The sequence below is a fragment of the Bacillus sp. 22446 genome (assembly GCF_052044955.1).
Taxonomy (GTDB): Bacteria; Bacillota; Bacilli; order Bacillales; family Bacillaceae; genus Bacillus; species Bacillus altitudinis.
Window position 1 is genome coordinate 167378 of record NZ_JBQEOD010000006.1, and the last position, 26747, is coordinate 194124.

Genomic DNA, 26747 nt, shown 5'->3' on the forward strand with positions numbered 1-26747 from the left:
TTTCAGTTTTGTTTTTAATCAAAGCTAATAAGGAACGAAAACGAAAGAGAAAGAGCTAGGGTGCTTCTTGAAAGGCGCTTGACGGAAATCAAGAGATTTTAACACTTACATAGAGGTATACTTAAAAATTTCAGTTGAGATCGCTCAGATTTGATTCTGATCGCTTTTTTGTTTAGGTATTAAAAGTAGGGGTGGTGTGTCAAAAACGCTTATAAGGGCTTTAAATGTGTTTTTTCGTTTTGGCTACTGAAATCAGTTTGAAAATCTGTTTGCGAGATACCAAAAATTTTCAAAATTGGAACTAAAATGGGTTTTGGGCGTATTTCATGTGCTAGGATTTAACATAAAACGGCAAAAATTGAGGGGGATGAATGGCAGCTGTATCTTCAGCGAAAATCGGTCAGAAGATTAATGAATGGTATCAGAATATCAAGAGGCTGAATGTAACAGATGCGGAAATGCTTCGGAGTGAGATCAGAAGGGATTTAGACATCATGGAGGAAGATGAGCAAGCTGTTCTTTATTTTCAGCTTATGGAATTCCGCCACGAACAAATGCTTGAATACATGAATCTAGGAGCTCGGAAATTAAATAAAGCGGAGTACCTGCGATCAGTTGAAGGGCAAGGGCGGAAGCTTACTGGAATCCTGGAATACTATTTTAATTTTTTCAAAGGGATGTATGAGTTTTCGCAAGGTGATTACATTACTGCGATTACTTTTTATCGACAGGCAGAAAAACGGTTGGATCGAGTGGCGGATGAAGTTGAAAGAGCAGAGTTTTACTTCAAGATGGCAGAGATTTTCTATCACATGAAGCAAACTCAAATGTCTATGTATTACATCATGCTAGCCCTTGATACATATAAGGCGCACCCGACTTATCTTGTCCGAGAAATTCAGTCTCGTTTTGTTGTTTCAGGAAATTATATTGATCTTAACAGTTCTGAAAAGTCTCTCCCGCATTTAGACAAAGCATTAGAAAAATCACATGCGATTAAGGATGAATTAATGATTGGTATAAGTTTGATGAACTTGGGTCACTGTTATTCTAGTTTGGAAAAATATCAGTTGGCATTAGATCATTTGGAGGAAGCTGAAATTTATTTGAAACGTCATTCTCACATACGAGCAATCCTTTATCAGCAGGCTCTGATCCATTTTAAATTGGGTAACGATGAATTGGCCAAGGAATATTTGCAGCGTGGCATAGATTATCTAAAATCAAACCCTGATCAATTATTCGAATCTTTGTACGATTTTCTTGTAAACCTATATATAAAGCCACTTAATCTTGATGATCTCAAGGATATTTTGAAACGATTTGATAACATTAGGGGTTATCCATATTTAGAAGAACTGGCATTAGAGTCCGCAGAATTTTATACTAAATGTGAGCGTATGGAGGAATCTGTATATTTGTATCAGCAAATGGTGTACGCTCAAAAACAAATTCGAAGGGGCGACTGTTTGTATGAACATTAGAAAAAGCTTTGTTTTAGCTGGTCTTGCGATCATGATGTTGGTTGGTGGTTCATATCTGAATCATACCGAGACTGCTATGGAGTTGGCTATTCGATTAGGTACATGAAAAATGGCAGACCTTTTGGGTCTGTCTATTTGGAAATTCTTCTGGAACAACACCAATGCACTAACAGACACTCAGAAAAAATCCCTTCCAATTGGATAGGGATTTTTTGAGTAAGCTGTGATCTAATTCAAAGTTGCATAACCCTAATCAACAACAAACAGTACTGCCGTTCCATCTTCGTATTCATTTAGTTGATGGGATACCCAATATCCCGCACCTCGATTGTCTGAAAGAGATATTTATTCAATATCGGCTCCTGCACCGCCTTCTTCACACATAGCCATAGGGAATTCATCTCGATCATATTCCCTTTTTACTTGTATGTTTTTCAATGATTCTTCTCCATTTTTATCGGCACCTTCTTTATCAATCGTGCAGACGGCAGAAGCGCCCTTTTTTATAGCATTTTTTATGTCTCGTGCTGTTTCTGGATACTTATCAAACGGAAACTTCAATTTCACATCATACTGAGACCTCTCCAGAAGAAGGAGAGGTTTTTTTATGTCGAAGTGGGTTTGACAAAACAACCAAAAATTCATTAAATTAGTAGAACGATCTACTTAAGTCCATTTAACTAAATATCAATTTTTTTGATTAAAAAAGAAAACATAATTAGTTCGATTCACTTAATTTCACTTATATTGACAGTATTTTCAGAAAAAATGATTGACGATAAAAACGAATGCGCTTACAATGAAAACACATTCCAAAAAGTGAAATTGAATTCCACTAGACGGAATAAAAGGAGTCGTTCATCTCCAAATAAGTGGCTAAAGGAATGATTCACACAATGAAAAATCGAAGTGCACTGGAAATATACAAAGAAGGAGGCGCTTGGTGGGAGACTGAGATTAGTCATATTCAAAAAAATTCAATTGAACTTCGGGGCTATCCAATTGAAGAGCTTATTGGTCAATTATCGTATCCACAGATGCTTTATCTACTGCTTGTTGGTGAATTACTAGATGATTCGAAGGCAGCTCTTTTTGAAAGTGTTCTTGTCGCAGGTGCGGATCATGGGCCAAGAGCACCGTCTATTGCAGCGGCAAGAATGGCGGTTACGTGCGGCATTTCGTTTAATTCTTCTGTTGCAACAGGGGTGAATCTATTAGGTGATATTCATGGCGGAGCCGGAGAAAAGGCGATGCGTATGTTATACGAAGCCAAAGCAGCCTACGATGAATACAAGGATATCAAGTCTGCTGCAAAGCAAGTATGTCAGACGTGGTTAGCCCGCAAGGAAAAAATTCCGGGAATCGGTCATCAGCTGCATGATGATGATCCGAGAGTGAGACGGCTGTATGAGCTGAGTCAAACATATGTGCAGCAAGGTGATATCAGCGGAACGTACTTACGGTTAGCTGAGGCGATTAGACATGAACTTGAACAATTAAAAGGGAAAAAAATCACGATGAACATAGATGGTGTATCTGCTGCGATCCAATGTGAATTAAACATTCCAGCTGAAGCGGCAAAAGGCATCTTTTCCTTATCCAGAGGAATGGGCATCGTGGCGCATGCATATGAAGAGCTGACAAAAGGTGCCCTAGTGAAAGGTCCTTGTCCGAATGAAGAAAGACTTGTTCGTTATGCGGGGGTCGGGACGCGTCACTTGAAGGAGGGTGAGAGAATTTGAGTGAATTGAAAGCGTTGTCATATATAAACGGCGAATGGCTGGATGCAAACCATGTCAAAGAAGGCATTATCAATCCATACTCTGGGGAAATGATCGGTACATCCTATCTTGCCTCCTCAGAAGATATAGAACAGGCGCTTTCTATTGCGCAGCAAGCTAAAAAACAATTAGCGGCAATATCAGCATTAGAACGCTCAACGCTTCTAACAAAGGCAGCTGCCTTATTGGAAGAACAAAAAGAGCATTTTGCAAAACTCATTTCTTTAGAATTAGGCAAACCGCTTAAAAATACAAGAGATGAAGTCTCACGATCAATTGAAACGCTGGTGCAGTCAGCCGAAGAAGCCAATCGACTAATCGGTGAGACCATTCCTGGCAATGTATCTTCCCGTGGACAGAGAGCAATGGCGATGACATTTAAAGTGCCGGTTGGGGTTGTGCTGGCGATTACGCCTTTTAATGCGCCTCTCAACTTAATTTGTCACAAAATCGGTCCAGCTTTTGCGGCAGGGAATGCCATTATTTTAAAACCAGCACCGCAAACATCAGCTGTTGCCACAGCGTTTGTTAAGCTCCTGCTTGAAGCAGGGTTTCCTGAAAAGAGCCTGCAGCTTGTGATTGGAGGAGTAGACGCCGGCAGACAGTTAGTCACGGATGAAAGAACCAATCTTGTTTCTTTTACTGGCGGTGCGGTGGGAGGAGAACATATTTCAAACTCGGCTGGATTAAAAAAGGTACTGCTGGAACTCGGAGGAAATGGAGCGACGATTGTTCATCATGATGCAGATATCGAGCAAGCCGCATCTCTTTGTGCCAAAACGGGCTTTAGCAACTCTGGTCAAAGTTGTATTTCTGTTCAAAGAATTTATGTTCACAAGCAAATTTTGTCGACATTTACTGAGACACTTAAACAAAAAGTAGAACAGCTTGTCGTTGGAGATCCGCTGTCTAGTGAAAGTGATATCGGCTGTATGGTTGATGTACAGGCAGCAAAACGTGTGGAGGCATGGATACAAGAGGCAGAGAAAATGGGTGCCGAGCTTTTATCTGGAGGACAACGAAATGGCGCAAGCATCACACCGGCTATTTTGCTAAACCCGCCAAAACAAGCCAAGGTCGTCTGTGAAGAAGTGTTCGGCCCAGTTGTCAGCATTCTCCCATATGAGGAGCTGGATGAGGCAATCAAAGAAGCAAACGATAGTCGATATGGTTTGCAGGCAGGTGTCTTTACGAATCAGCTAGATGTTGCGTTACACGCAGCAAAAGAGCTTGAAACTGGCGGCGTAGTCATCAATGGGACATCGAATTTCAGACTAGATCACTGGCCATATGGCGGGATTAAACGAAGCGGTATTGGAAGGGAAGGCCCGCGTTTCGCCATCGAGGAGATGACCGAAACCAAAATGGTTGTGCTGCCAAATGGGCTATAAAGGGGGCAGATGGTTGTGAATGTCTTTCAGCAAAAGGTAAAGAGTGCGCAGACAGGCGGTCAGCCAATGATTTGTACGCCGCTCATTGGACAAACAAAGGAAGAATTGTTTCTTGAAGTTGAGGTGTTAGCTGAGAAGAAACCTGATGTGATAGAGTGGCGAGCGGATTTTTTCAATCACCTCAATGACATGGAACAAGTCATCGACACCCTGAAAGGGATGATCGAAAAGGCAGATAACATCCCATTTTTATTCACCATTCGTTCTGAAAAAGAGGGCGGCGAACGCATCTCACTCTCAGAGGATGAAAAGGTTTCCCTGCTTGTCGAGCTTTGTTCCACTCAGCTTGTGGCTGCCGTTGATTTTGAATTAATGCATGATGTCTCGCATATCCAGCAAGTCAGTCAGGCGGCTAAGAGAAACGGGGTCATCTTGATTGTGTCGTACCACGATTTCCAGCGTACCCCTGCGGCGGATCGGCTCGTGGAGCTATTCACCCATGCAGAATCGGTTGGCGCCGATATCGCAAAGATCGCCGTCATGCCGTATTCCTATGAGGATGCATTGACACTGCTTTCTGCGACGGGCAAGGCGAACAAGCATCTGTCCATCCCCGTTATTTCGATGGCGATGGGGGAATATGGCGCCTTCACAAGAATGGTAGGTGGACTCTTTGGGTCTATCATGACCTTTGCTGTAGGGAAAGAAAGCTCAGCACCTGGACAAGTTGCGATACAGGATTTGAATACCGTTCTATCGATTGTGTTTTCAAAGAATCAGTGAGTAGCAGATTCATAGCTGCACCGTGAGAGGAGAGAAACATGAAGAAGAATATATCTACACAGGTCATTCAGTATTTAGAAAATCGAGGAGTTGAGCATATCTTCGGTCTGTGCGGTCATACGAATATTGCTTTTTTATCAGCGCTAGAAAAAAGCCGTATTCAATTTGTGAATGTCAGACATGAACAGATAGCTGCGCATGCAGCAGACGGTTATGCACGAGCGAAAAAACAGACGGCTGTTGTGCTCAGTCACTTAGGTCCTGGACTCACCAATGCGGCAACAGGCGTAGCGAATGCTGCACTCGATTCCATTCCAATGGTTGTCATTGCAGGAGATGTTCCAAGTCATTACTACGGAAAGCACCCACACCAAGAAATCAATCTTCATTCCGATGCTTCTCAATACGAAATTTATCGCCCGTTTGTGAAAAGAGCATGGCGAGTCGACATTCCAGAATTATTTCCAGAAATTCTATCAAAAGCGTTTCAATTAGCTGAAAGCGGCCGCCCTGGGCCAGTCCTGATTTCAGTTCCGATGGATGTGTTCTCAAAAGACTTAGATGTGTCGTTATTTGAACAAATCGCTCATCATACACACACCGTTGAAAAACCATCTATTGATGATCAAACAGCGAATCGGATATTAGATCGACTGCTGCAGGCAGACAAACCGCTCTTATATGTAGGGGGAGGCATTTTACTAGCCGATGCAGCAGAAGAGTTAAAGGCATTTTCTGACCATTTGAGTATCCCTGTTGCCCATTCTTTGATGGGGAAAGGGGCGATGCCAGATGATCATCCAATGACCCTTGGTATGACAGGGTTTTGGGGGACGAAATTTATCAATGATCAGTGTAAAGCAGCGGACTATATATTGGCTTTAGGCACCCGTTTTGCTGAAGCAGATGCGAGTTCGTGGGAATCGGAATATACGTTCAATTTCCAATCAACCAAGCTCATTCATATTGACATTGATCCGAATGAAATTGGCCGAAATTATCCTGTGGAAATTGGAGCGGTAGCAGATCTCAAGCAGGCCCTGACCGTACTCAATCGTGTGGCGAAAGAAAGGCTGCCAGAAGGTCTGGATCGCCCTCAATTGAAAAAGGATATTGCGGTATATCGTGAGGAATTTCAGAAGAGCAATTTGACGAATATTCAAGACGAGTCTTTCCCAATGAAACCACAACGTATTTTGCAGGAAGTGCGGGAAGTATTGCCGCCTGATGCCTTCATTACAACCGATGTTGGCTGGAATAAAAATGGGGTCGGACAGCAATTTCCTGTATACACGCCAGGCACTATTTTAACCCCAGGTGGTTTTGCGACGATGGGATTTGGCGCTCCCGCTGCACTTGGAGCAAAGATTGCCCAGCCTGACCGTGTCGTTGTATCACTTGTCGGGGACGGCGGATTCGGTCAAAATCCATCTGTTCTCGCAACAGCTATGGAAGAAAACATTCCTGTCGTGTGGATTGTGATGAACAACAGTGCGTTTGGGACGATCGCCGGCTTGCAAATGGCACACTATGAAACGACATACGGCACTGTTTTTAGAAAAGATGGAGAAAGCTATTCGCCTGATTTTGCAGCCATTGCAAGAGGTTATGGGATGAAGGGGATCAAAATTACGGCGGCTTCTGAATTCAAAGAAGCTTTGACTGAAGCAATCGCTTCTCAGGAACCATGTGTCATTGATGTAGCGATGAAAAATGATCCTGTGCCTACTGATGGACATTGGAACATTAATGATATTTATTCACCAAATACAAAACGTTCACATGTCAGTGTGAACTAAACATGACTAGGGAGGAATCAACAATGAAAATTAAAGTATTAAATCCATTTCAAGACGGTCATCCATTATGGTTAGGTTTAGATCATCCAGAAGAGAAAATGATTCGGAAGGTGTTTCAAACGATCACACCAGATACCGTTGGATCAGAGCATATGATGGCAGGTCTCACTATTTTTGAGCCGGGAGAAGCAAGCTCGGTGCACAATCACCCAGGTTCAGAGGAATTTGATTATGTGATTAAAGGGTCTGGCGAAGTCATTTGCGATGGAGAAAGACAATCATTTAAACAAAATGACTTTATGTTTATTCCAGACGGTGTCCCGCATCAGCATGTGAACACAGGGGACGAACCTTTATGGCTGATTTGGCTCTATACACCGCAAGGGCAGCTTCCGAAGGACTAAAAAAACCTTGCACGAGAGAAAGAAGAAAAGGGGCTAAAATAGAAAGCATTTTAGCCCTTTATCAATTGAACGAAAGGGAGTCAAGCAATGAATAAGAATACACCACTTGAAGGAATCAAAATATTAGATGTTTCAACGATGATTGCTGCACCATACGGCGCGGTGCTTCTAGGAGATTTCGGTGCAGAGGTCATTAAAGTCGAGATTCCTGGAAAAGGGGATACACTGCGGCATGTTGGCCCTTTTGCAGATGGTGAACCTTTGAGATGGTCAGGGCTTTCAAGGAATAAGAAATCTCTTACACTCGATCTACACAAAGAAGAAGCAAAAGACATTTTTAAAAAGCTTGCAGCGCAGGTTGATGTGATCATTGAAAATTTTCGTCCGGGCACACTTGAAAAATGGGACGTTGGGTACGATGTATTAAAAGAAATCAACCCTCGTTTAATTATGATTCGTGTTTCGGGTTATGGGCAAACCGGTCCGTTTAAGGACAAGGCGGGATTTGGTACACCTGCGACGGCGTTTAGCGGCTTTACATATATTCAAGGGTTTCCAGATCGGCATCCAGTCAGCCCTTCCTTTTCCCTTACGGATTATATCGCAGGAATCTATGTGGCGTTTGCCACTGTGACAGCGATGTATTACCGTGACACACATCCAGAAGGAACAGGGCAAATGGTGGATTTGGCTCTCTATGAATCTGTGTTCCGCATGTTAGAATTTTTGGTTGCTGAATATGACAAGCTAGGGAAGGTGCGTGAGCGTTCACCAGGGTTAAGCGGTCATTCAAGCCCTGCCGGCACCTATGAGACAAAGGATGGGCATTATTTGGTTCTTGTGACGAGTACAGATTCGACCTTTAATCGATTGGCAGAGGCGATGAATCGCTTAGATTTACTTGAGAACGAGAAATTCTCTGTGAATGCAGCCAGGCTGAAGCATAACGATGAAATGGATGCGATCGTCTCGCAGTGGATTGCGTCCAAAACAAGAGATGACGTCCTAGACATTCTAGATACACATGGTGTGCCTGTGAGTCCGATTCTAAGCATTCGGGATATCTTTGAGCATCCGCAATTTAAAGCACGAGAAAATATTGTCGAGGTGCATCATCCGCGTCTTGGAAAAGTGAAGGTGCCTGGGATCATTCCGAAGTTTGAAAAAACCCCCGGCCGTATTCGCCATATTGCGCCTGATTTAGGTGAACATAATTATGACATTTTAACGAAAATGCTTGGCTTCACAGAAGAAGAGTGTAAACAGTTAGAAGAAAAAGGGGTCATTTAAGACACTCAACCGATCCGCACGCTGCGGAAACAAAGGAGGATGGTTATGAAAGTGCATTCAGAACTGAAGGGGAACGACTTGCGGCCTGCTTATGCGAAACCAACAAAAGCTCGTTTCGGCATCTTGATTCTGTTGTTTTTTATTACCGCTATTAACTATATTGATCGAGCCAGTGTATCCATTGTTGCACCTGCGATTCAGTCTTCATTGCAATTAAACCCTGCCTTATTAGGCCTCATCTTTTCAGCATTTAGCTGGACCTATACAGCCATGCAGATCCCTGGCGGCTTTATTCTTGATAAGTTTGGATCAAAGGTAACGTATGGAATATCACTCATTACTTGGTCTATTTTCACCGGTTTACAGGCGTTTGCGAACAGCTTTGCCTTCTTATTTGGCTGCCGTTTGTTTATCGGAATTACAGAATCTCCCGCATTTCCTGCGAATAATCGCATTGTGACCACATGGTTTCCAAGGCGGGAACGCGCATTTGCAACAGGGGTTTATACCGCTGGAGAGTATGTGGGGCTTGCATTTGCGACACCTCTTCTTTTTTGGATCATGACAACTTTCGATTGGAGAACCGTCTTTATCACTGCTGGTGCGCTCGGTATTATATTTGCTTTCTTTTGGTACAAGTATTATCACGAACCGAAAGAGCATCCAAAGATCAATGAAGATGAGTTAGAATTGATCCGTCAAGGCGAAGGGCTGACAGTGGCATCACAGGAGAAATTGAAATGGGCAGACTTTGCCGCACTTTTAAAATATCGTAAATTGATTGGACTCTATATTGGTCAATTTTCTGTTGCGTCTACCCTCTTTTTCTTTTTAACATGGTTTCCGACCTATTTAGCAGAGGCGAAAAATATGGCCTTTCTCAAAGTGGGTTTTGCGGCATCCCTGCCATACATCGCTGCATTCTTTGGGGTACTGTTTGGAGGCTATGTGTCTGACTGGTTGCTTAAAAAGGGTGTATCGGTCAATGTAGCGAGAAAGCTGCCGGTTGTGGTCGGTCTGCTTCTGACAAGTACCATTGTTTTAGCGAATTTTACAACGAATATCCCGCTTGTGCTGACCATTTTATCCATCGCATCCTTTGCGCAAGGACTGTCTAATATCTCCTGGACCATGCTGTCTGAGGTAGCACCAAGAGAAATGGTCGGGCTGGCTGGCGGCGTATTCAACTTTTTTGCTAACTTATCCGGCATCATCACCCCGCTGATCATCGGATTCATTGTATCGGCGACAGGCTCTTACAACGGCGGTATTTTATTCGTCAGCCTAGTGGCATTAGGCGGAGCGTTGTCGTATATCTTTATTGTAGGTAAGATTGAACGGATTCAATTAAAATAATAGAGAGTAAGAAAAAGAGAACTCATTGGGTTCTCTTTCAGCGTGTAGACAAACCCTCGCATTCGTTGTCAGTCCTGCGCTTCGGTGCTCACGAATGTCAAATTCGCTCCGCGCCGGTACTCGTCCTTCCTAGGCTGCAAAGGTTTTCTATCACGCTGAAAAGAAGACAAAGGGCTAAAATCAAGTTCATTTTAGCCCTTTGTCAACTATCTTAAAAGAGAACTCATTGGGTTCTCTTTTTCTATGAATAAAAGATGACGGTGATGATCGTTGCACATGCGATCCCCATGCTGATATAAAAACCAGCAAACCAGATATTCCATCGTGTGATTCGGTAAGGGTTGACCTTCATCAAATCGGCTAATAGGGAGACAGATACATTATATGGGCTAAACATGACCGTTGAGGTTCCAGCGATAATGAGCATGATGGCGATGGGAAGGGCAGGCAATTCATGAATGACAGGTGCCATCAAGCTCACTAAGAGAGCAAGCGAAACGAGCGGGTGAAAACCGCAAAGAGCGGTGATGAGAAAATACAGCCCGATGACCCCATAAACCCAAATGGCATGATCTGATATACTGACGATAAATGCTTGAATCGGCTGCAGGCTGTTTGTGACAAGTAGCATATCGACAAAGAAGCCCGCGCTTAAAAATAGACACATATAATTGGAGAGCTGACGGGTTCGTTCTTTCCAATGGGGAATAGAGACAGCTACATATTGTTTTCGTTTTTTGATGATAGACGAGAATAATAGAGCGAAAGGAATAATCGTCAGCACAACAGCGAACAGATAACCTTTTCCAATCCAGGCGTCAACAAGCGAAACGACTGTCATAAAACTGAGCAGCATGAAAGCAAGCTGAATGGTTTTTCTCTTGATGCGATGAGGGTTGGAGTGAGCTTCTGCCGGCTGGATGATATGCGGCAATCGTTTGCTTTGACGAGAAAACAGCAACCAGTCCGTCAACAGCACAATCACCATTAAACAAAAGGTAACGGGTGCAATCTGATAATATTTCAATTTGGTTGCATCAATGGTGACACTCACCAGTACTTCGACAGGACTCCAGCTAAGACATAGCGCATATGACCTTAAAAGATTGCGCGTATAAAGGTGCTGTTTGACTTGTTCCTGAAGGGCGTTCAGCGACGGTTTCAAGGATGTATATAATAAGGGAATCGTTGCGATATTTAAAAACATGCCAAGAACATGAGTGACAAATGAACTCTTGCGATAAAGCTGATTTGTACTCGTTGTATGTAGGGTAAGCAGTTTATTTAATTGAGTATCGAAATGTCCAACATGTATGAGAGAATGAATAAATGGCAACATGAAAAATAAAGAAAGCAAGCCTAGCATGGAATGAAAATGAAGAAAAAGCGTATGCAAAGGCTGTTCTGACCAGAAAAATAACACCAATCCAATCAAGAGAAACATAGCACCCGTTTTCAAATAAAGCCCACTTGCCTTCTTAAAGGAAATGGTGAGCGAAGCAGCCGCCAGCAGACCAACCAAATAGGAGAGAATGGGAGCAGGGAATAGTTGATGAACGATGTATAAGCTAATAAGAAGTGTGAAAATGAGCAGGTAGATCATGATATCTCCTCCATCAAAACATCTATTGGTTTTATTCCATACAGTGGAATTTGTTTTCTTTTAATGGAACATTTAAAATGGATTATAGCAAAATTGGTCAATCATGTCGATAAGAAATCAAAGGGGAAAAGGAGAAAGTGAACATGGCTGATAAGAAGTCAAAAGAAGAATCAGGATTGCGTACCGTTCAGCGCGCTTTGGATATTCTTTCTTGCTTTAGCGAAGAACGTCAAGAGCTGACGCTAACGGACATTTCAAAAGAGATGAACTTAGCAATGTCTACCACAACGAGACTGCTCAAGGCACTTGAAATGAATCATTTTGTGGAAAAGAACCAAGAGACAATGAAGTACCGGCTCGGTCAAAGACTTTATCTTCTCGGTTATATTGCTGGGAAGTCCATCAAATTGAGGGAACTGGCAAAACCGCTCATGTACACACTTCGTGATGAAACAAAGGAAACCGTCAACCTGTATGTGCTCGATCACAAAAGCAGGGTATGTATTGAACAAGCCGAAGGGCTGCAATCGATTCGGCATCTTGTGAAAATCGGTGAGAAGCTGCCGTTATACGCTGGTGCTGGTGGAAAGGTGCTGCTTGCTTTCCAAAGCGAAGAGTTTCAACAGCAAGTTTTCGCGTCTGAGGCTGATCACATGACGATGGAGGAATGGCAAAAAGAATGTCGTCATATTCTTGAAACGTATACCGCTTGCAGTATTGATGAACGGGAAGTCGGATCGGCGGCAGTGGCGGCACCGATCTTTAACATTCATGGGGAAGTGCAGGCATGTTTATCCATATCTGGACCGACCCAACGATTTACTGAAGATGTCATCCCTCAGCTGCAGCAAAAAGTGAAAGAGCATGCCGAGAAGCTCTCCGAACAGCTCGGTTACGTCGTCAAACACAATTTTTAAGAATGCCTATCTTTTCTCAGTCCATTTATCATATAATAGAAACATTATGTAGCATTCCTTGTCGTAAGGAGGACGTGTCACGAACATGAAAAACAATAGAGAGATTCCTGTGAGACAGCGAAATATTGTCCTCATTGGCTTTATGGGCGTTGGGAAAACAACCATTGGGCAGCTGGTTGCCAAAAAGTTATATAGAGATTTTATTGATGTTGATCAGGAGATTGAGAAAAAGTACAACATGACGATTCCAGAAATGTTTCAGCAAAAAGGAGAAGATTTCTTCAGACAGGCTGAAAAGGACTATATCGTCGATTTATGTGAACATACTCAGCTAAAGATCGTGTCTCTTGGAGGCGGTGCGTTTAAACAGGAAGAAATCAAACGATCTTGCTTAAAGCATTGTACGGTTCTTTTCCTTGACCTATCTTGGGAGAATTGGAAGCAGCGGCTGGATATTTTAATTGAAAACCGTCCTGTTCTTCATAACCGCACGCTTGACGAGATGAAAGAGCTGTTTGAAGAGCGCCGTGAAATTTATTCCCTTCATAACTCAAGAGTGGAAACAGATCATCTAGAAGCTGAAGAAGTCGCCAATTATATTGTCGACACACTCAAGCTTGGCTGGGATCTATATTCGAAATAAAAAAGTCTATCCTATGGGGTAGACTTTTTCTATTAGATCAGGAGTAGTCAAAGAAATCACAGTCTAAGTTGGATGATGGATGAAAAAAAGAAGAAAAGATGTTTTTTTCTTCGTCACTATATCAAAATGTATGCATCCTTTATGTGGTGTGTCTAGCCATTTGAAAAAAGTGTTGATTAGACTACAACTAGGTCAAGATGATGAGGTTTTTGATTGATGCGGGAAACGACATATATCTCTCATTTTCTTTTTTTGAAAAAATAAAATAGTATCTAAATTCCAATAATAGTTTTTTGAATTATTATAATTTTTAAAAATCTGGTTGACACCTTCGGTTATATCATTCTATGATTATTAACGTAAACGCTTACCGTAAACGTTTACTATAACGGATGGGGAGGAATTTGTTGATGAAAAATAAAGAAAAATGGAGCGGTGTATTCCCGGCAGTCTTAATTCCTTTTAAAGATGACTATTCAATTGATGAACCTGCTTTTCGTAAGCTTGTTCGCTGGGTGGCGGGGCACGAAGGGATTAATGGGATCGTTGTCAATGGACATACTGGCGAGATTATGACTTTGCTGCCACATGAACGAGCTGAAGCTGTGCGTATTGCAGCCGATGAATTAAAGGGAGAAATTCCTGTCATTTCTGGGGTTTCAGCTGAAGGGACAATTGAAGCGATCCAGCATGCAAAAGCAGTGGAGGAAGCTGGTGGAGAAGGTATTCTTCTTATGCCGCCACATTCATGGCTGAGATTCGGTATGCAGCCTGAGTCACCTGTCCAATTCTTTAAAGATGTTGCAGAAGCAATTGACATTTCAATCATCGTCCATCAGTATCCAACATGGACAAAAACCTCTTATACAACCAGTCAATTATTAGAAATGTCGGAGATTCCAAACGTTGTCTCATTTAAAATCGGTCAAAGAGACATGGCGCAATATGAAGTCGATGTGCGCGCACTGAAAAAGCATGCACCAGATGTATCGTTGCTCACATGTCACGATGAATATTTATTGCCAACATTAGTTCAAGGAATTGATGGGGCGCTTGTAGGTTTCGGCTGTTTTGTACCAGATTTGATTGCTGAGCTTGTGAAATGTGTGGAAGAACAAGACCTTGTAGCGGCTAATAAAGTGTACGATAGAATCTTTGAATTAAAGCATGCTGTGTATAAAATGGATGAACCTTCCTCTACCTCTCATCTGCGAATGAAGGAAGCGATGTTCCAGCGAGGTTTGATCAGCAGTTCGCTTGCGAGGAAGCCAGTATTACCTTTAACTCATAAGGAAAAAGAAGAGATTCGTCAGGGCCTTCAAAGTGTTGGTTTACTTAAGGAAAACGTTAGTAAATAACAGACCATTGATTTCATGATGAAGGTGAGTCAGGTTATAATAGAGTATAAAACAACAGACTCCCGGAGGTATGAAATGTGTCAGTAAGTATTAAAGATGTCGCATTGAAAGCTGGAGTGTCTATCGCTTCTGTTTCACGAGTATTAAGTGGCAAACCAGGAGTAGGTGCTCAAACGGCTGAAAGAATTAAACAAGTGATTGATGAATTAGGCTATCGTCCTAATTTAGGAGCTAGAGGGCTCGTTAAAAGAAAGACTGGCAATATTGCTGTCGTGGTTCCGCGTGGTTCATATATTTTGAATAATCCATTTTTTTCGACGATTTTAGATGGGATAGCGAAGGAATTAGATGAGACTGAATTCAATATGTTGATGTCATTTACATCTGTACAGCAGCAGCGATTACTTGAAACGCAGGCTGTAGATGGTGCTATTTTATTTTCTCCAAGAAATGAAGAATTGAGCATGGATTGGTTAAAAAGTTTGGCTATTCCCATTATCGTTGTCGGAAGTTACTTAGAGGATTCTCCATTTCCATGTGTCAGGCCTGATGATGAAGAAGGTGTGTGCCAATCTGTAACGGCCTTATTTGATAAAGGTCATCGAACCATTGGACTGGTCAATGGTCCAATGAGTTCGATGCATAGTGTGAGGTATTATAAGGGGTATGAGCGTACTCTGAAAAGTTTAGGATTAACAATGAACAAAGAGCTTGTGTTTGAGTTAGATGAATTTGATGGGGGAAAAGTAGTAGAAGTGGTTTCTCAATTTCTCCAAGGAAACCAGCACATGACTGGAGTTGTTTGCTCTTCAGATTTTTTGGCGATAGGGGTCATGAAAGCGGCAGATATCGCAAATGTGTCAATACCTCATGATTTATCTGTCGTTGGTGCTGATGATGTGCCCATTGCAAGTTTTCTAACCCCTTCTTTATCTTCTGTTCATGTTGATTTAGTTGGAATGGGAAGAAAAGCGGTTTCTTTACTAATGCAGTTAGTAGAAGGAGAACAGTTAGAGAAGATGGAACATATCTTTCCGATGTACTATGTAGATCGTGGCACCACGGGAACGCCAAAAAAGAAATGATAGATGCTGAAAACTCGTATGATCGCTTTAGAATTTCTCTTCATTTAAAATGTAAGCGATTTCTTTTGTGTTCATCAGCATGTACTTTTGCATCATTTCCTCTATTAAGGAGGAGATACTATGACGTTAGAACTCAGCGGAAATTCAAATTCTCATGATGAGCAAGTTGTTGATAGAGCTTCACAACTATTGACTAGGATGGAAAGTGTACCTTTTTCGAGATGGCATTTAAAACCTCGTATCATTATGGGATCTGCTACCTTTTTTGATGCTTTTGATGCGCTATCTTTAGCGTTTGTTCTCCCAGTTCTCATCGGCATGTGGAATTTATCACCTGCTCAAATTGGTCTTCTTATTGGGTCTGGTTATATCGGACAAGCGATTGGTGCTATTTTCTTTGGATGGTTAGCAGAAAGACGTGGCCGTGTATTTAGTGCAAAGTGGACTGTATTTCTCATGTCTATTATGAGTATCGCATGTGTATTTTCAGGTAACTTTATGGCCCTTTTTATTTTTCGTTTTATACAGGGGATTGGAGTAGGAGGAGAAGTGCCAGTAGCGGCCTCATATATCAATGAGTTGTCTCGGGCCCAAGGGAGAGGGAGGTTTTTTATGCTTTATGAGATGATTTTTCCATTAGGATTAATGATCTCAGCTCAAATTGGTGCATTTGTTGTCCCTAGCTTTGGGTGGAAATGGATGTTCTTGATTGGTGGAATTGGCGGTTTAATCGTCTTTGTCTTCTTTTTCATGTTGCGCGAATCTCCAAGATGGCTTATTTCAAAAGGCAGGTTAGATGAAGCCGAAAGAATCATTGAAGAGATTGAAGCTAGTACGGACAAACGAATGCCTGTTGCAAATCAAGTATCCAGCAGCACTGAAAAAGGCGACTGGAAAGAGCTCTTTTCTACTTTTTATCGTAAAAGAACATTGATCGTATGGGGACTATGGTTTTCTGCCTACTTTGTATCGAATGGACTAAATAACTGGTTACCGAGTCTTTATAATACTGTTTACAATTTGCCAGTTGGAGATTCATTAAGGGCAGCCTCTCTCACAAATATTTTACAGACCATAGGGGTATTCGCTTGTGCATTTTTAATCGATAAAGTAGGACGGAAGCGCTGGGCAACCATTGCATTTTTCGTAACAGGTGCTTTATTAACGGCTTTATGGATCAGCGGAGCGAATTCTCCAGAAAGCGTTATTTATTTAGGGTCCGCTGCCTACGGAATGATGGGGACCATTACAGTTCTTCTCTATTTATATACACCTGAAATCTATCCAACCCGTATGAGGGTAATTGGTACGGCATTTGCTACAGCGTGGCTTAGGCTGGCCTCAGCGATTGCTCCTATTATGATAGGTTTTATTTTAGAGGTGAGCGGTGTTTCAACTATTTTTATTCTTTTTGCAAGTGTGACTGTAGTGGGAGCAATTCTTGCTTTTAAAATGATCGAAACGAGAGAGAAAGTATTAGAGGATATTGCACCGTAAGTGATGCATGCAGTGAAGAACTTATTCTAAAGAGGGTAGGTTCTTTTTTTATTCAGAGGATTTACGTACACTTTTGAAAAAGCCTAACCTACCTCAGTTCAATTATCTTATAATAGAAACATCATGCAACACTCCTTCTCACGAACATGAAAAGTAATATCTATCAGATAGTGGAAATGTATATTCATAATATAAAAGTCTACCGGCTAGGGTAGACTTTTTCGATCAGGTTAATGTTTGATCCCTTGAAGCAGTGCAGCTTTTAGGCAAAAGGATGTTGGCTGACGATGTTCGTCGAATTGCAGTTGAAACAGCTGTTTCGTTTCATCGTCTGCAGCATGAAGGTGGGCAACGATTTCCTTTTGAACATTTTCTGGTGTACGTCCTCGTATGATCCAGTCCTGATAATCAATATGCAGATCCCAGTAACGGATATCTTCTTTCGTCAGATGGTTGTCAGCGAAAAGCTCTTTCCATTCTGATAACGAGCTTTCTCGCACATGGGAGGGATCTCTCAGTCTATTTAAATGATTAATAAAGTCATCCTGTGCTTGGTTTTCAGGTGCATAATGATCGACAAGTAGAAATTTGCCGCCTTTCTTTAAGACTCGGCTGATTTCAGACATGGCTGCCGGGAGATGTGGAAAGTGATGAGCAGCAAATCGGCATGTGACCAGATCAAATGATGCATCAGAAAAGGGCAATGCGTCTGCGGATGCCTGCTCAAACGTAATGTGGTTCAGCTGTCGCTCTTCTGCAAGTGCTGTAGCAACCTCGATCATTTTGGGTGTGACATCAATCCCGATTCCTTTAGAGATGACGTCTGAAAAGGAAAAAACGGTATGACCTGCCGCGCAGCCGATATCAAGTAGATGCTCATCGCCCTTTGCCTTCGCCGCCGTTTTCATCCATTCAAGTTCTTTTCCAGCTGCAAAGATGGGTGAATCTCGGTAGTTCTCTGCATTTTGTGAGAATTGTTTCTCGGCTTTTGAATATGGATTCATTCCTTTACCCCCTTTTTGTTGTTTCTTTATCGTAGGGTTCTTCCCGTGATTTGTCTAAGACATAAAAGATATGATATGAATAGTTAAAACCTATGAGGTGAGAGAAGTGGATATACGAATGATGGAATATGTCATGGAAGTGTACCGGCAGCAAAGCTTTACAAAAGCAGCGGAAAAACTTCACATTGCACAGCCCTCGTTAAGTCAGCAAATTAAAAAACTTGAGGAGGAATTAGATACTCCTCTGTTTATTCGGAAGTATGGACAAGTCACTCCTACACCTCAAGGAAACCGATTGATCAAAAGAGCAGGAACCATTTTGAAGGAACGAGATGATTTATTGCGTGAGATGGGGGAAGCTGCTTATGAGGTAGGGAAAGAACTGTTGATCGGTGCGCCAGCTGTCACAGGGGGATATGTCCTGCCAAGTTTATTAAAAACCTATTGTCAAACGTATCCGCACGTTCACGTTCATTTGATAGAAGAATCGCCTCGTGAGCTAGAAAGACGTTTACTCGCTGGGAAACTGGATCTGGCGATTCTTTCTCTGCCTGTCGAGCATGAATCATTGAAAACAAAACAAATGCTGACAGAGCCGCTTCTCCTCGCCATTCCGCAAACGGCTCAACCGTGGTTGACGGATGAACTGAATGAAATCATCAATCAAGCGGAACAAGAAGGGTCTGTCCCGTTTCATCTTCTGGAAGATGCCCCATTTATTATGCTGAAAGAGGGATATGGCTTTCGGCAAGTGGTCACGGAACTGTGCCGTCATCATGGCTTTCGGCCGAGGATTGCATTTGAAACAAGTCATATTCAAACAGCTCAGGCATTGGTTGAAAATGAGCTAGGTGTGACGGTGGTGCCGAAAATGGTGGCACAAGAGGAAAGGAAAGCAGTCACTTATTTACACATTGATTCATGCCCAACCCGCACACTTGTGTTTGCATATGTGGAAGAAAGATATTTAACGAAAGCCGCTCAAGCCTTCATGGACCTTCAACAGAATCAAGGAAAAGCTTAAACAAACGTTTAATCAAACGTAAAAAGCAGGGGAGCCCCCTGCTTTCTAATATAAATCCAGCCGCTGATCTGTCATGACGGGGATTTGTTGTCTCACTTCATCTACGAGCTGAAGATCAATGTTTGCATAATAAATGTCTTCTTCATCATTTGTCTCAAGTAGAATGCGTCCAAGCGGGTCAATCACCATGGAGTGACCAGGGAATTCAGTGTCTCTGCTTGTGCCCGTCCGGTTCACCGCAATCACAAATGACTGATTCTCAATGGCTCTTGCGATGAGCAGACTGCGCCAATGGTCCACTCTTGCTGACGGCCATTGAGCGGTATTAACAAGCACCTTCGCCCCTTTGTTCACGAGCGTCCTAGAAAGCTGAGGGAAGCGGAGGTCATAGCAGATCATGGTGCCAATCTTGACATCTTCATCATAGTTAAATAAACCAAGCTGATGACCGGCGGTTAAATAGTTGTGTTCATCCATTAAGCGGAATAAATGAATTTTATCATAATCTAACAAAAGCTCACCTTGACGGTCAAACACATACATCGTGTTGGTGATATCTTCATTTGTTGTCCGTTTATTCAAGACACTTCCAGCGATGAGATACACTTGGTGCTGACGAGCAAAGGAAGAGAAGAGTTTTTTTGTCCGCTCACCATCTGCATCGGCAAGCTCATCCGCTTGTTCCAGCGCATAGCCGGTATTCCACATTTCAGGTAGAATAATCAAATCAGGCTGTTGGCGGATGGCTTCTTCTAAACATGCTTCTGCTTTCTGAAAGTTTACATCAGGTTCTCCTATTTGTACGTCCATTTGAATCAGGGCGATGTTCATGTCGGTCGTCCTCCTTTATTCGTTTCATGCAATGAATGGTTCGGGTGATATTGCCTGAAACATCTAGTCTTCAAGCCAGTTTCTTTATCATAAAGCTTTCCGCCATCTTTGCCAATAGAAATGTCAGAAGGTTTTGTTAAATGACTTTCTCAATCAAGAAATGAGTGGTATGATACTCATAACTAATAAAACAAAGGGGAATAGTATGATATGCAATTGTTCGATTTATCACTAGAAGAGCTAAAAAAATATAAACCAAAGAAAACAGCACGTCCTGATTTCTCAGACTTTTGGAAGAAATCGCTCGAAGAACTGCGCCAAGTGGAGGCAGAGCCAACACTTGAATCTTATGACTATCCAGTGAAAGGCGTCAAGGTGTACCGCCTGACGTATCAAAGCTTTGGACATTCTAAAATTGAAGGCTTTTATGCTGTGCCTGATCAAACTGGTCCGCATCCAGCGCTCGTTCGTTTTCATGGCTATAATGCCAGCTATGACGGCGGCATTCACGACATCGTCAACTGGGCGCTGCACGGCTATGCAACATTTGGTATGCTCGTCCGTGGTCAAGGTGGCAGTGAAGACACATCAGTGACGCCAGGCGGGCATGCATTAGGATGGATGACAAAAGGCATTTTATCGAAGGATACGTACTATTATCGAGGCGTTTATCTAGATGCTGTTCGTGCACTTGAAGTCATTCAGTCTTTCCCCGAAGTAGATGAACATCGTATCGGCGTGATCGGTGGAAGTCAGGGGGGTGCGTTAGCGATTGCGGCCGCAGCTCTTTCAGACATTCCAAAAGTCGTTGTGGCAGACTATCCTTACTTATCAAATTTTGAGCGTGCAGTTGATGTTGCCTTGGAGCAGCCTTATTTAGAAATCAATTCATACTTTCGAAGAAACAGTGATCCGGAAGTGGAGGAAAAGGCATTTGAGACATTAAGCTATTTTGATTTAATCAATTTAGCTGGATGGGTGAAACAGCCAACATTGATGGCGATCGGTCTGATTGACAAAATAACCCCGCCATCTACTGTGTTTGCGGCATACAACCATTTAGAAACAGATAAAGACCTGAAAGTGTACCGATATTTTGGGCACGAGTTTATTCCTGCTTTTCAAACAGAGAAGCTGTCCTTTTTACAAAAGCATTTGCTTCTATCAACATAAGAGCATGACAAAGAGCTAAAATGACATTTATTTTAGCTCTTTGTCTTTTTCAGCTATTGGAGCGATCAGCTTAATAACTGGTGTTCTGTCTTGTTTTTTCATCAGGCACTAATGCTGTAACGATCAGGGCAAGGGCTGTGATGATGTGAAGGATGAATCCGAGAATCGGAATCCATGCAAGGCAGGATGTGACAATTCCAATGATACTTCCAATCATTGGTCCCTGGTCTCGCTTCGATAAGACGAGTGTGATAATATGCAGAATAAGCATGACCATGAGCGGTGAATAGCCATTGCTGATAACGAATAGACCTCCGATCACAGGGATAGCAAGGCAAGCTTCAAAAATCCCAGTGATCCATTTCATAATGCGAGATATAGACATCAGATCCAACTCCTTTTTCATATATGTCTTATTCGTATTTTCCCAAAAGGTGAAGAAGTCATGCAGAATTCTATAGAAAGAGTTGATGGACACTTGAGAGAGAGAATTAAGGAAGAGCTGAAAATCATCGAAGAAACGTATGACGTCAAGATTTGTCTCGCTATTGAATCGGGCAGCAGGGCATGGGGTTTTCCCTCGACCGATAGTGATTATGATGTTCGCTTTTTATATGTTCCCCGGAAAGAATGGTATTGGGCGATGGAAGAGCATCGTGATGTCATAGAACGACCTATTGATGACATGCTTGATATCAGTGGCTGGGAGCTTAGAAAGGCACTGCGCCTATTCAATAAATCAAATCCGTCCATTATGGAATGGCTGTCTTCTGATATCATCTATGCTGAATCTTTCTCTTTGGCAAAGCAGCTAAGAGAATTAAAGGATCGAGCGTTTTACCCTGCGGCTTTGATGTATCATTACCTCAATATGGCGAAGCGGAATGAAAGCCGGCATTTACGAGGAGAGCAGGTGCGAATCAAGAAGTATTTCTATGTGCTTCGTCCGCTGCTTGCCTGCCAGTGGATTGAACGTTACCGAACAGTTCCACCAATGGACTTTCATGAATTACTCAAGGAGCTAGTGGAGGAAGGCCCGCTGTTAGCAGAAATTCACGAACTGCTCAAACGTAAAATGAACGGAGAAGAAATGGATGTAGAGAACCGTCTCGCTCATGTCCATCCATTTATTGATCAAGAGCTGGCGCGTTTTGATGAATTGGTGAAAAGCTACAATCAGCCGAAAGACAATCTGATGCAAGAATTAAATGAGCTTTTGCAGTCTACCCTTGATGAGGTGTGGGCGTAGGAGGGGAGAGTCAGCCGGATAGCGGCAGACTCTTTTTTTATCTCCTATTGTGATAAAACCACAAAAAAAGTCAGAATTTTTGTCATCTTCAAATATTGTAGCGGACAGCTCATGAGCCTTACAATAAAGACATAGCTTACAAAGAGTGGGAGGTGCCCTTTATGGAGTCGGTCACAAGAAATTTCTTCTTGTTTTTGTCAAAGAGCAGTCTCTTGAACCATATTGCTCGTAATTGGGGAAGTGCTGTTGCATCAAAGAAAATCATCGGTGGGAAGGATTTTGAGAGCGCTATCCCTGTCATCAAACGATTAAACGATCAAGGTATGGCCGTAACGGTTGATCACCTTGGTGAGTTTGTCACAAAGGCAGAGATTGCAAATGAGCGGACGAATGAGTGTATTCAAACCATTCAGCGAATTGCAGAGGCGGGACTCAATTCCCACGTCTCACTTAAAATGACATCGCTTGGCTTAGATATTGACGATGATCTCGTGTATCGCAATATGAAAAGTATTTTAGATACGGCAGAGAAACACCGTATTATGGTGACAATTGATATGGAGGATGAACAGCGCTGTCAAAAAACGCTGGACATTTTTAAAGAAATGAAATCTCAATATGAGTATGTCAGTACGGTTTTGCAGGCGTATTTGTACAGAACAGAACAAGATCTTGATGACCTAAATGAGTTGCAGCCATTTTTAAGACTTGTAAAGGGTGCCTATAAGGAATCCGCCGAAGTGGCGTATCCAAACAAAAAAGACGTCGATCAGAATTACAAGAAGCTGATCGAAAAGCAGTTACTCTCAGGGAATTATACAGCCATTGCGACACATGACGATCAAATGATCGAATTTACGAAACATATTGTGAAAAAACACAATATACAGACAGATCAGTTCGAATTTCAAATGCTGTATGGCATGAGATCAGAAACGCAGCAAGCACTCGTGAAGGAAGGCTATCAAATGAGGGTCTACACCCCGTATGGACGAGAGTGGTATGGCTACTACATGAGACGTCTTGCAGAACGACCGGCAAACATTGCATTTGCTTTAAAAGGGATGACGAGAAAATAATTTGAAACGGGAGCGTGACAAAGATGACAACACCTTACAAGCATGAACCATTCACGGATTTTAGCCAGGAAGAAAATCGCCAAGCGTTTGAACAAGCATTAGCCAAAGTAACAGAATCACTTGGGCAAACCTATCCGCTTGTGATTAATGGAGAAAGAATCGAAACAACAGACAAGATTGTCTCGATCAATCCGGCGAAGAAGGAAGAAGTCGTGGGTACCGTATCAAAAGCTGGGAAAGAAGAGGCAGAGCAAGCGATTCAAGCTGCGGCAAAAGCGTTTGAAACATGGCGCTACACGTCTCCAGAAGAAAGAGCCGGCGTCTTATTCCGCGCTGCGGCAAGCATTCGCCGTAAAAAGCATGAGTATTCAGCCCTTCTCGTAAAAGAAGCAGGGAAGCCTTGGAATGAAGCGGATGCAGATACAGCAGAAGCCATTGACTTCCTAGAGTATTATGCCCGTCAAATGCTAGAGCTTGCGAAAGGCAAACCGGTGAACAGCCGCAAAGGGGAACGCAATCAATATGTGTACACACCAACTGGCGTGACGCTTGTCATTCCACCATGGAACTTCTTGTTTGCGATCATGGCAGGAACAACAGTAGCGCCAATCGTCACTGGGAATACAGTTGTTTTAAAACCAGCAAGTGCGACGCCTGTCATTGCTGCCCGCTTTGTAGAAGAACTGGAGCAAGCAGGTCTTCCGAAAGGTGTTGTCAACTTCGTGCCAGGTAGCGGAGCAGAAGTTGGAGATTACTTAGTAGATCATCCAAAAACAAGCCTTATTACATTCACTGGATCAAGAGAAGTGGGCACACGTATTTTTGAACGTGCGGCAAAGGTACAGCCAGGACAACAGCATTTAAAGCGTGTCATTGCTGAAATGGGCGGTAAGGATACAGTCGTTGTAGATGAGGATGTAGATGTTGAATTAGCGGCTAACGCCATTTTCACATCAGCCTTCGGGTTTTCGGGTCAGAAATGTTCGGCTGGATCTCGTGCTGTCGTCCACGAGAAGCTGTATGACCAAGTCGTTGAGCGAGTGAAAGAAATCACAGAAACGAAAACAACAGCGAATCCGTTATCAGCTGATGTGTACATGGGACCTGTCATTGATCAAGCTTCCTTTGACAAGATCACAGAATATATCGAGATTGGCAAGCAAGAAGGCCGTCTAGTCACTGGCGGAACAAGTGATGATTCAGAAGGGTACTTCATTCATCCAACCGTGTTTGCAGATCTAGAGCCAACATCTCGTTTAATGCAAGAAGAAATCTTTGGACCTGTCCTAGCTTTCTCAAAAGTCTCAAGCTTTGATGAGGCGCTTGAAGTAGCCAACAACACAGAATACGGGTTAACCGGTGCGGTCATTACAAATAATCGTGATCACATCAACCGTGCGAAGCAGGAGTTCCATGTCGGGAACCTTTACTTTAACCGTAACTGTACGGGAGCGATTGTGGGTTACCACCCATTTGGCGGCTTTAAAATGTCAGGAACTGATTCAAAAGCAGGCGGTCCAGATTACCTTGCTCTGCACATGCAGGCCAAAACGATCAGCGAAATGTTTTAATATGGAAAAGCATGAACTCGTGCAGGCGAGTTCATGCTTTTTTTACCTGTCTACGACTTGTTTCTATACAAATCTGACTGGAAAGAAGTATGATAAATGTATCACTTATTCAGGGAGCAATCGGGATGGAAGAGATATTAGAAAAGCTTCATACATTTTTTGATGTCGATAAATTAATTGCATTTATTAGTGGTTATTTAAAAAAACCAGTCATTTTAGAAAGTACTGAATGTCAGCTGCTTGCTTATAATTCTTACAGCATCCAGCAGTTCGACCCAGTCAATCAGCAAACCATTTTCTCAAAGGAATGTCCGGGAGCTGTGGTGGATTGGTTAAAAAAAACAGGGGTCATTGAGCAGCTATATACAGATTCAAATCCTTTTTATGTGAATGGTCATGAGGAGCTCGGGTTTAATCGTCGGGTGGCTGTGAGCGCCAAGCACAAACAAGAGGTTGTCGGCTTTATTTGGGTGCAGGACATTGAGGATTCTCTCTCTCAAGAGGAGCTGCAATTTTTACACGAGGCATCGTTTCAGGTTGGAAAAGTTATTTATAAAAATAAGAAACAGTTGGAGAAAAAGGAAGGCAAGATTGAAGAGTTCTTCAAAAAGGTCATGGATGATCATTTTTATACAGAAGAAGAGCTGAAATGGGAAGCTGAGAATTTAAGCATTCCACTGCCAGCTGTCTTTACTGTGATGGTTGTTCATGCCGCCGATAACAAAAGTGAGACGGCAGAAGATGTGAAGGATGTGATTAGAACCTATTTACAGCTAGAAGACAAGGTCAATCACGTCTACTCTGTGCAAGCAGACATCGTCGTGATATTAGGCAGTTTGTCAGATCGCCACTCACCAAAAGCGACCGCTGCGGATGTCGTCGCCCATCTTCAATCGAAAACGCATACACACCCATCTCCTTTATATATTGGGATGGGAAGAGAATATCGAGATGTCATGAAAATGAGCACAAGTCGATTTGAAGCGATAGAAGTCGTGAAAGCAGTGAAGATTGTCGGCGGACAGGAATTAATCCCATACGATTACGAGCATTTGGGGGTCTTCCGGTTCTTAGACTCGATTTACAGTCACCAAAAAAAGAAAAACGACTTTAATCCAGATTTGTTGCGCCTAAAGGAAAAAGACCGTGACAGCCAAACATCATTTTTAAAAACCTTAGAGGTCTACTTATTGAATAATTGCAAGCTAAAACCAGCTGCAGAGCAATTATTTATTCATCAAAATACACTAAACTATCGAATGAAACAAATTTTTGAAATGACGTCTATCGATTTAAGTCATTTTAGCCAGCGTTGTGAGTTATTTATTGAATTGATGCTGATGAAAAAAGATCAATAGGCGTGGACTCCGCAGGTGCAAAGGATGACCTGCGGATTTTTATGCGAGATGATAAAATGGCATACAA

Annotated in this window: 23 protein-coding genes and 1 pseudogene; 19 read left to right on the top strand and 5 right to left on the bottom strand. The window is 42.5% G+C overall.

Features of this window, described 5'->3' with window-relative positions:
* Positions 1 to 371 precede the first annotated feature (371 nt).
* A complete protein-coding gene (locus ACTJJD_RS13645) occupies positions 372 to 1484 on the top strand; it encodes a Rap family tetratricopeptide repeat protein (RefSeq protein ID WP_041106640.1) in 1113 nt (370 codons plus the stop codon).
* 249 nt (positions 1485 to 1733) lie between these two features.
* On the opposite strand, the pseudogene ACTJJD_RS13650 reads toward ACTJJD_RS13645, so the two are convergent.
* Positions 1734 to 2063: pseudogene (locus tag ACTJJD_RS13650) on the bottom strand (sporulation protein); the annotation flags it as partial.
* Between the two features lie 305 nt (positions 2064 to 2368).
* Here ACTJJD_RS13650 and ACTJJD_RS13655 point away from each other — a divergent pair.
* The 7 genes from ACTJJD_RS13655 to ACTJJD_RS13685 all read left to right on the top strand — a co-directional run bounded on the left by ACTJJD_RS13655 (position 2369) and on the right by ACTJJD_RS13685 (position 10288).
* Positions 2369 to 3226 carry a citryl-CoA lyase gene (locus ACTJJD_RS13655; RefSeq protein WP_268373360.1) on the top strand — a complete coding sequence of 286 codons (858 nt, stop codon included), beginning with the start codon at positions 2369 to 2371 and terminating at the stop codon, positions 3224 to 3226.
* A complete protein-coding gene (locus tag ACTJJD_RS13660) occupies positions 3223 to 4656 on the top strand; it encodes an aldehyde dehydrogenase family protein (protein WP_440608532.1) in 1434 nt (477 codons plus the stop codon). Before ACTJJD_RS13655 ends, ACTJJD_RS13660 begins: the two co-directional genes overlap by 4 nt.
* A gap of 9 nt (positions 4657 to 4665) precedes the next feature.
* Complete coding sequence (gene aroD, locus ACTJJD_RS13665; protein ID WP_242731513.1) at positions 4666 to 5439, top strand: type I 3-dehydroquinate dehydratase; 774 nt, start codon at positions 4666 to 4668, stop codon at positions 5437 to 5439.
* Between the two features lie 38 nt (positions 5440 to 5477).
* Complete coding sequence (locus ACTJJD_RS13670) at positions 5478 to 7238, top strand: thiamine pyrophosphate-binding protein (RefSeq protein WP_440608533.1); 1761 nt, start codon at positions 5478 to 5480, stop codon at positions 7236 to 7238.
* A gap of 23 nt (positions 7239 to 7261) precedes the next feature.
* On the top strand, positions 7262 to 7642 hold the full coding sequence (locus tag ACTJJD_RS13675) for a cupin domain-containing protein (RefSeq protein WP_017366575.1): 381 nt from the start codon (positions 7262 to 7264) through the stop codon (positions 7640 to 7642).
* Between the two features lie 87 nt (positions 7643 to 7729).
* Positions 7730 to 8932 carry a CaiB/BaiF CoA transferase family protein gene (locus tag ACTJJD_RS13680; protein ID WP_017366576.1) on the top strand — a complete coding sequence of 401 codons (1203 nt, stop codon included), beginning with the start codon at positions 7730 to 7732 and terminating at the stop codon, positions 8930 to 8932.
* A 45-nt stretch (positions 8933 to 8977) separates the two neighbouring features.
* On the top strand, positions 8978 to 10288 hold the full coding sequence (locus ACTJJD_RS13685; RefSeq protein ID WP_008342087.1) for an MFS transporter: 1311 nt from the start codon (positions 8978 to 8980) through the stop codon (positions 10286 to 10288).
* A 241-nt stretch (positions 10289 to 10529) separates the two neighbouring features.
* Here the strand turns inward: ACTJJD_RS13685 and ACTJJD_RS13690 are convergent, their stop codons facing one another.
* Positions 10530 to 11891: a hypothetical protein gene (locus ACTJJD_RS13690; protein ID WP_440608534.1), complete on the bottom strand. Its 1362-nt coding sequence runs from the start codon at positions 11889 to 11891 to the stop codon at positions 10530 to 10532.
* A 143-nt stretch (positions 11892 to 12034) separates the two neighbouring features.
* On the opposite strand from ACTJJD_RS13690, the gene ACTJJD_RS13695 reads away from it, so the two are divergent.
* The 5 genes from ACTJJD_RS13695 (at position 12035) to ACTJJD_RS13715 (ending at position 17391) form a co-directional block, all read left to right on the top strand.
* Positions 12035 to 12808, top strand: a complete 774-nt coding sequence (locus ACTJJD_RS13695; RefSeq protein ID WP_100325507.1) for an IclR family transcriptional regulator — start codon at positions 12035 to 12037, stop codon at positions 12806 to 12808.
* An 85-nt stretch (positions 12809 to 12893) separates the two neighbouring features.
* Positions 12894 to 13451 (top strand): shikimate kinase, encoded by a 558-nt coding sequence (locus tag ACTJJD_RS13700; RefSeq protein WP_025206715.1) that lies wholly within the window; start codon positions 12894 to 12896, stop codon positions 13449 to 13451.
* Positions 13452 to 13861: 410 nt separating this feature from the next.
* Entirely contained in the window at positions 13862 to 14809 is a 948-nt protein-coding gene (locus tag ACTJJD_RS13705; RefSeq protein ID WP_217816199.1) for a dihydrodipicolinate synthase family protein, read from the top strand.
* 77 nt (positions 14810 to 14886) lie between these two features.
* Positions 14887 to 15894, top strand: coding sequence for a LacI family DNA-binding transcriptional regulator (locus tag ACTJJD_RS13710; RefSeq protein WP_065459800.1), 1008 nt, complete (start codon positions 14887 to 14889; stop codon positions 15892 to 15894).
* Positions 15895 to 16014: 120 nt separating this feature from the next.
* Positions 16015 to 17391 (top strand): MFS transporter, encoded by a 1377-nt coding sequence (locus ACTJJD_RS13715; protein ID WP_440608535.1) that lies wholly within the window; start codon positions 16015 to 16017, stop codon positions 17389 to 17391.
* A gap of 230 nt (positions 17392 to 17621) precedes the next feature.
* On the opposite strand, the gene ACTJJD_RS13720 is transcribed toward ACTJJD_RS13715, so the two are convergent.
* A complete protein-coding gene (locus tag ACTJJD_RS13720; RefSeq protein ID WP_327877968.1) occupies positions 17622 to 18395 on the bottom strand; it encodes a class I SAM-dependent methyltransferase in 774 nt (257 codons plus the stop codon).
* Between the two features lie 118 nt (positions 18396 to 18513).
* On the opposite strand from ACTJJD_RS13720, the gene ACTJJD_RS13725 reads away from it, so the two are divergent.
* Positions 18514 to 19419 (top strand): LysR family transcriptional regulator, encoded by a 906-nt coding sequence (locus ACTJJD_RS13725; protein WP_440608547.1) that lies wholly within the window; start codon positions 18514 to 18516, stop codon positions 19417 to 19419.
* A gap of 45 nt (positions 19420 to 19464) precedes the next feature.
* Here the strand turns inward: ACTJJD_RS13725 and ACTJJD_RS13730 are convergent, their stop codons facing one another.
* On the bottom strand, positions 19465 to 20250 hold the full coding sequence (locus tag ACTJJD_RS13730; protein ID WP_181891158.1) for a carbon-nitrogen family hydrolase: 786 nt from the start codon (positions 20248 to 20250) through the stop codon (positions 19465 to 19467).
* A 210-nt stretch (positions 20251 to 20460) separates the two neighbouring features.
* Here ACTJJD_RS13730 and ACTJJD_RS13735 point away from each other — a divergent pair, with 210 nt between their 5' ends.
* Positions 20461 to 21423, top strand: coding sequence for an acetylxylan esterase (locus tag ACTJJD_RS13735; protein WP_440608536.1), 963 nt, complete (start codon positions 20461 to 20463; stop codon positions 21421 to 21423).
* A 70-nt stretch (positions 21424 to 21493) separates the two neighbouring features.
* Here ACTJJD_RS13735 and ACTJJD_RS13740 read toward each other — a convergent pair whose 3' ends face one another.
* Positions 21494 to 21808: a hypothetical protein gene (locus tag ACTJJD_RS13740; protein WP_008342068.1), complete on the bottom strand. Its 315-nt coding sequence runs from the start codon at positions 21806 to 21808 to the stop codon at positions 21494 to 21496.
* 60 nt (positions 21809 to 21868) lie between these two features.
* Between ACTJJD_RS13740 and ACTJJD_RS13745 the strand changes: the two genes are divergently transcribed.
* From ACTJJD_RS13745 to ACTJJD_RS13760, 4 genes are all read left to right on the top strand, one after another.
* On the top strand, positions 21869 to 22672 hold the full coding sequence (locus ACTJJD_RS13745) for a nucleotidyltransferase domain-containing protein (RefSeq protein WP_440608537.1): 804 nt from the start codon (positions 21869 to 21871) through the stop codon (positions 22670 to 22672).
* A 161-nt stretch (positions 22673 to 22833) separates the two neighbouring features.
* Complete coding sequence (locus ACTJJD_RS13750; protein WP_007498256.1) at positions 22834 to 23751, top strand: proline dehydrogenase family protein; 918 nt, start codon at positions 22834 to 22836, stop codon at positions 23749 to 23751.
* Between the two features lie 23 nt (positions 23752 to 23774).
* Complete coding sequence (pruA, locus tag ACTJJD_RS13755; protein WP_440608538.1) at positions 23775 to 25322, top strand: L-glutamate gamma-semialdehyde dehydrogenase; 1548 nt, start codon at positions 23775 to 23777, stop codon at positions 25320 to 25322.
* Between the two features lie 125 nt (positions 25323 to 25447).
* Positions 25448 to 26680, top strand: a complete 1233-nt coding sequence (locus tag ACTJJD_RS13760) for a PucR family transcriptional regulator (RefSeq protein ID WP_017358555.1) — start codon at positions 25448 to 25450, stop codon at positions 26678 to 26680.
* The last annotated feature ends 67 nt before the right edge of the window (positions 26681 to 26747 follow it).

What these genes read in the sequence shown, in the direction of transcription:
- ACTJJD_RS13645 (WP_041106640.1), top strand. Translation starts at nt 372, where the DNA reads ATGGCAGCTGTATCTTCAGCGAAAATCGGTCAGAAGATTAATGAATGG.
- ACTJJD_RS13685 (WP_008342087.1), top strand. Translation starts at nt 8,978, where the DNA reads ATGAAAGTGCATTCAGAACTGAAGGGGAACGACTTGCGGCCTGCTTAT.
- ACTJJD_RS13745 (WP_440608537.1), top strand. Translation starts at nt 21,869, where the DNA reads ATGCAGAATTCTATAGAAAGAGTTGATGGACACTTGAGAGAGAGAATT.
- ACTJJD_RS13690 (WP_440608534.1), bottom strand. Translation starts at nt 11,891, where the DNA reads ATGATCTACCTGCTCATTTTCACACTTCTTATTAGCTTATACATCGTT.
- pruA (WP_440608538.1), top strand. Translation starts at nt 23,775, where the DNA reads ATGACAACACCTTACAAGCATGAACCATTCACGGATTTTAGCCAGGAA.
- ACTJJD_RS13705 (WP_217816199.1), top strand. Translation starts at nt 13,862, where the DNA reads ATGAAAAATAAAGAAAAATGGAGCGGTGTATTCCCGGCAGTCTTAATT.
- ACTJJD_RS13670 (WP_440608533.1), top strand. Translation starts at nt 5,478, where the DNA reads ATGAAGAAGAATATATCTACACAGGTCATTCAGTATTTAGAAAATCGA.
- ACTJJD_RS13735 (WP_440608536.1), top strand. Translation starts at nt 20,461, where the DNA reads ATGCAATTGTTCGATTTATCACTAGAAGAGCTAAAAAAATATAAACCA.
- ACTJJD_RS13725 (WP_440608547.1), top strand. Translation starts at nt 18,514, where the DNA reads ATGATGGAATATGTCATGGAAGTGTACCGGCAGCAAAGCTTTACAAAA.
- ACTJJD_RS13730 (WP_181891158.1), bottom strand. Translation starts at nt 20,250, where the DNA reads ATGAACATCGCCCTGATTCAAATGGACGTACAAATAGGAGAACCTGAT.
- ACTJJD_RS13720 (WP_327877968.1), bottom strand. Translation starts at nt 18,395, where the DNA reads ATGAATCCATATTCAAAAGCCGAGAAACAATTCTCACAAAATGCAGAG.
- ACTJJD_RS13700 (WP_025206715.1), top strand. Translation starts at nt 12,894, where the DNA reads ATGAAAAACAATAGAGAGATTCCTGTGAGACAGCGAAATATTGTCCTC.
- ACTJJD_RS13760 (WP_017358555.1), top strand. Translation starts at nt 25,448, where the DNA reads ATGGAAGAGATATTAGAAAAGCTTCATACATTTTTTGATGTCGATAAA.
- ACTJJD_RS13680 (WP_017366576.1), top strand. Translation starts at nt 7,730, where the DNA reads ATGAATAAGAATACACCACTTGAAGGAATCAAAATATTAGATGTTTCA.
- aroD (WP_242731513.1), top strand. Translation starts at nt 4,666, where the DNA reads ATGGTTGTGAATGTCTTTCAGCAAAAGGTAAAGAGTGCGCAGACAGGC.
- ACTJJD_RS13695 (WP_100325507.1), top strand. Translation starts at nt 12,035, where the DNA reads ATGGCTGATAAGAAGTCAAAAGAAGAATCAGGATTGCGTACCGTTCAG.
- ACTJJD_RS13740 (WP_008342068.1), bottom strand. Translation starts at nt 21,808, where the DNA reads ATGTCTATATCTCGCATTATGAAATGGATCACTGGGATTTTTGAAGCT.
- ACTJJD_RS13715 (WP_440608535.1), top strand. Translation starts at nt 16,015, where the DNA reads ATGACGTTAGAACTCAGCGGAAATTCAAATTCTCATGATGAGCAAGTT.
- ACTJJD_RS13675 (WP_017366575.1), top strand. Translation starts at nt 7,262, where the DNA reads ATGAAAATTAAAGTATTAAATCCATTTCAAGACGGTCATCCATTATGG.
- ACTJJD_RS13655 (WP_268373360.1), top strand. Translation starts at nt 2,369, where the DNA reads ATGATTCACACAATGAAAAATCGAAGTGCACTGGAAATATACAAAGAA.
- ACTJJD_RS13750 (WP_007498256.1), top strand. Translation starts at nt 22,834, where the DNA reads ATGGAGTCGGTCACAAGAAATTTCTTCTTGTTTTTGTCAAAGAGCAGT.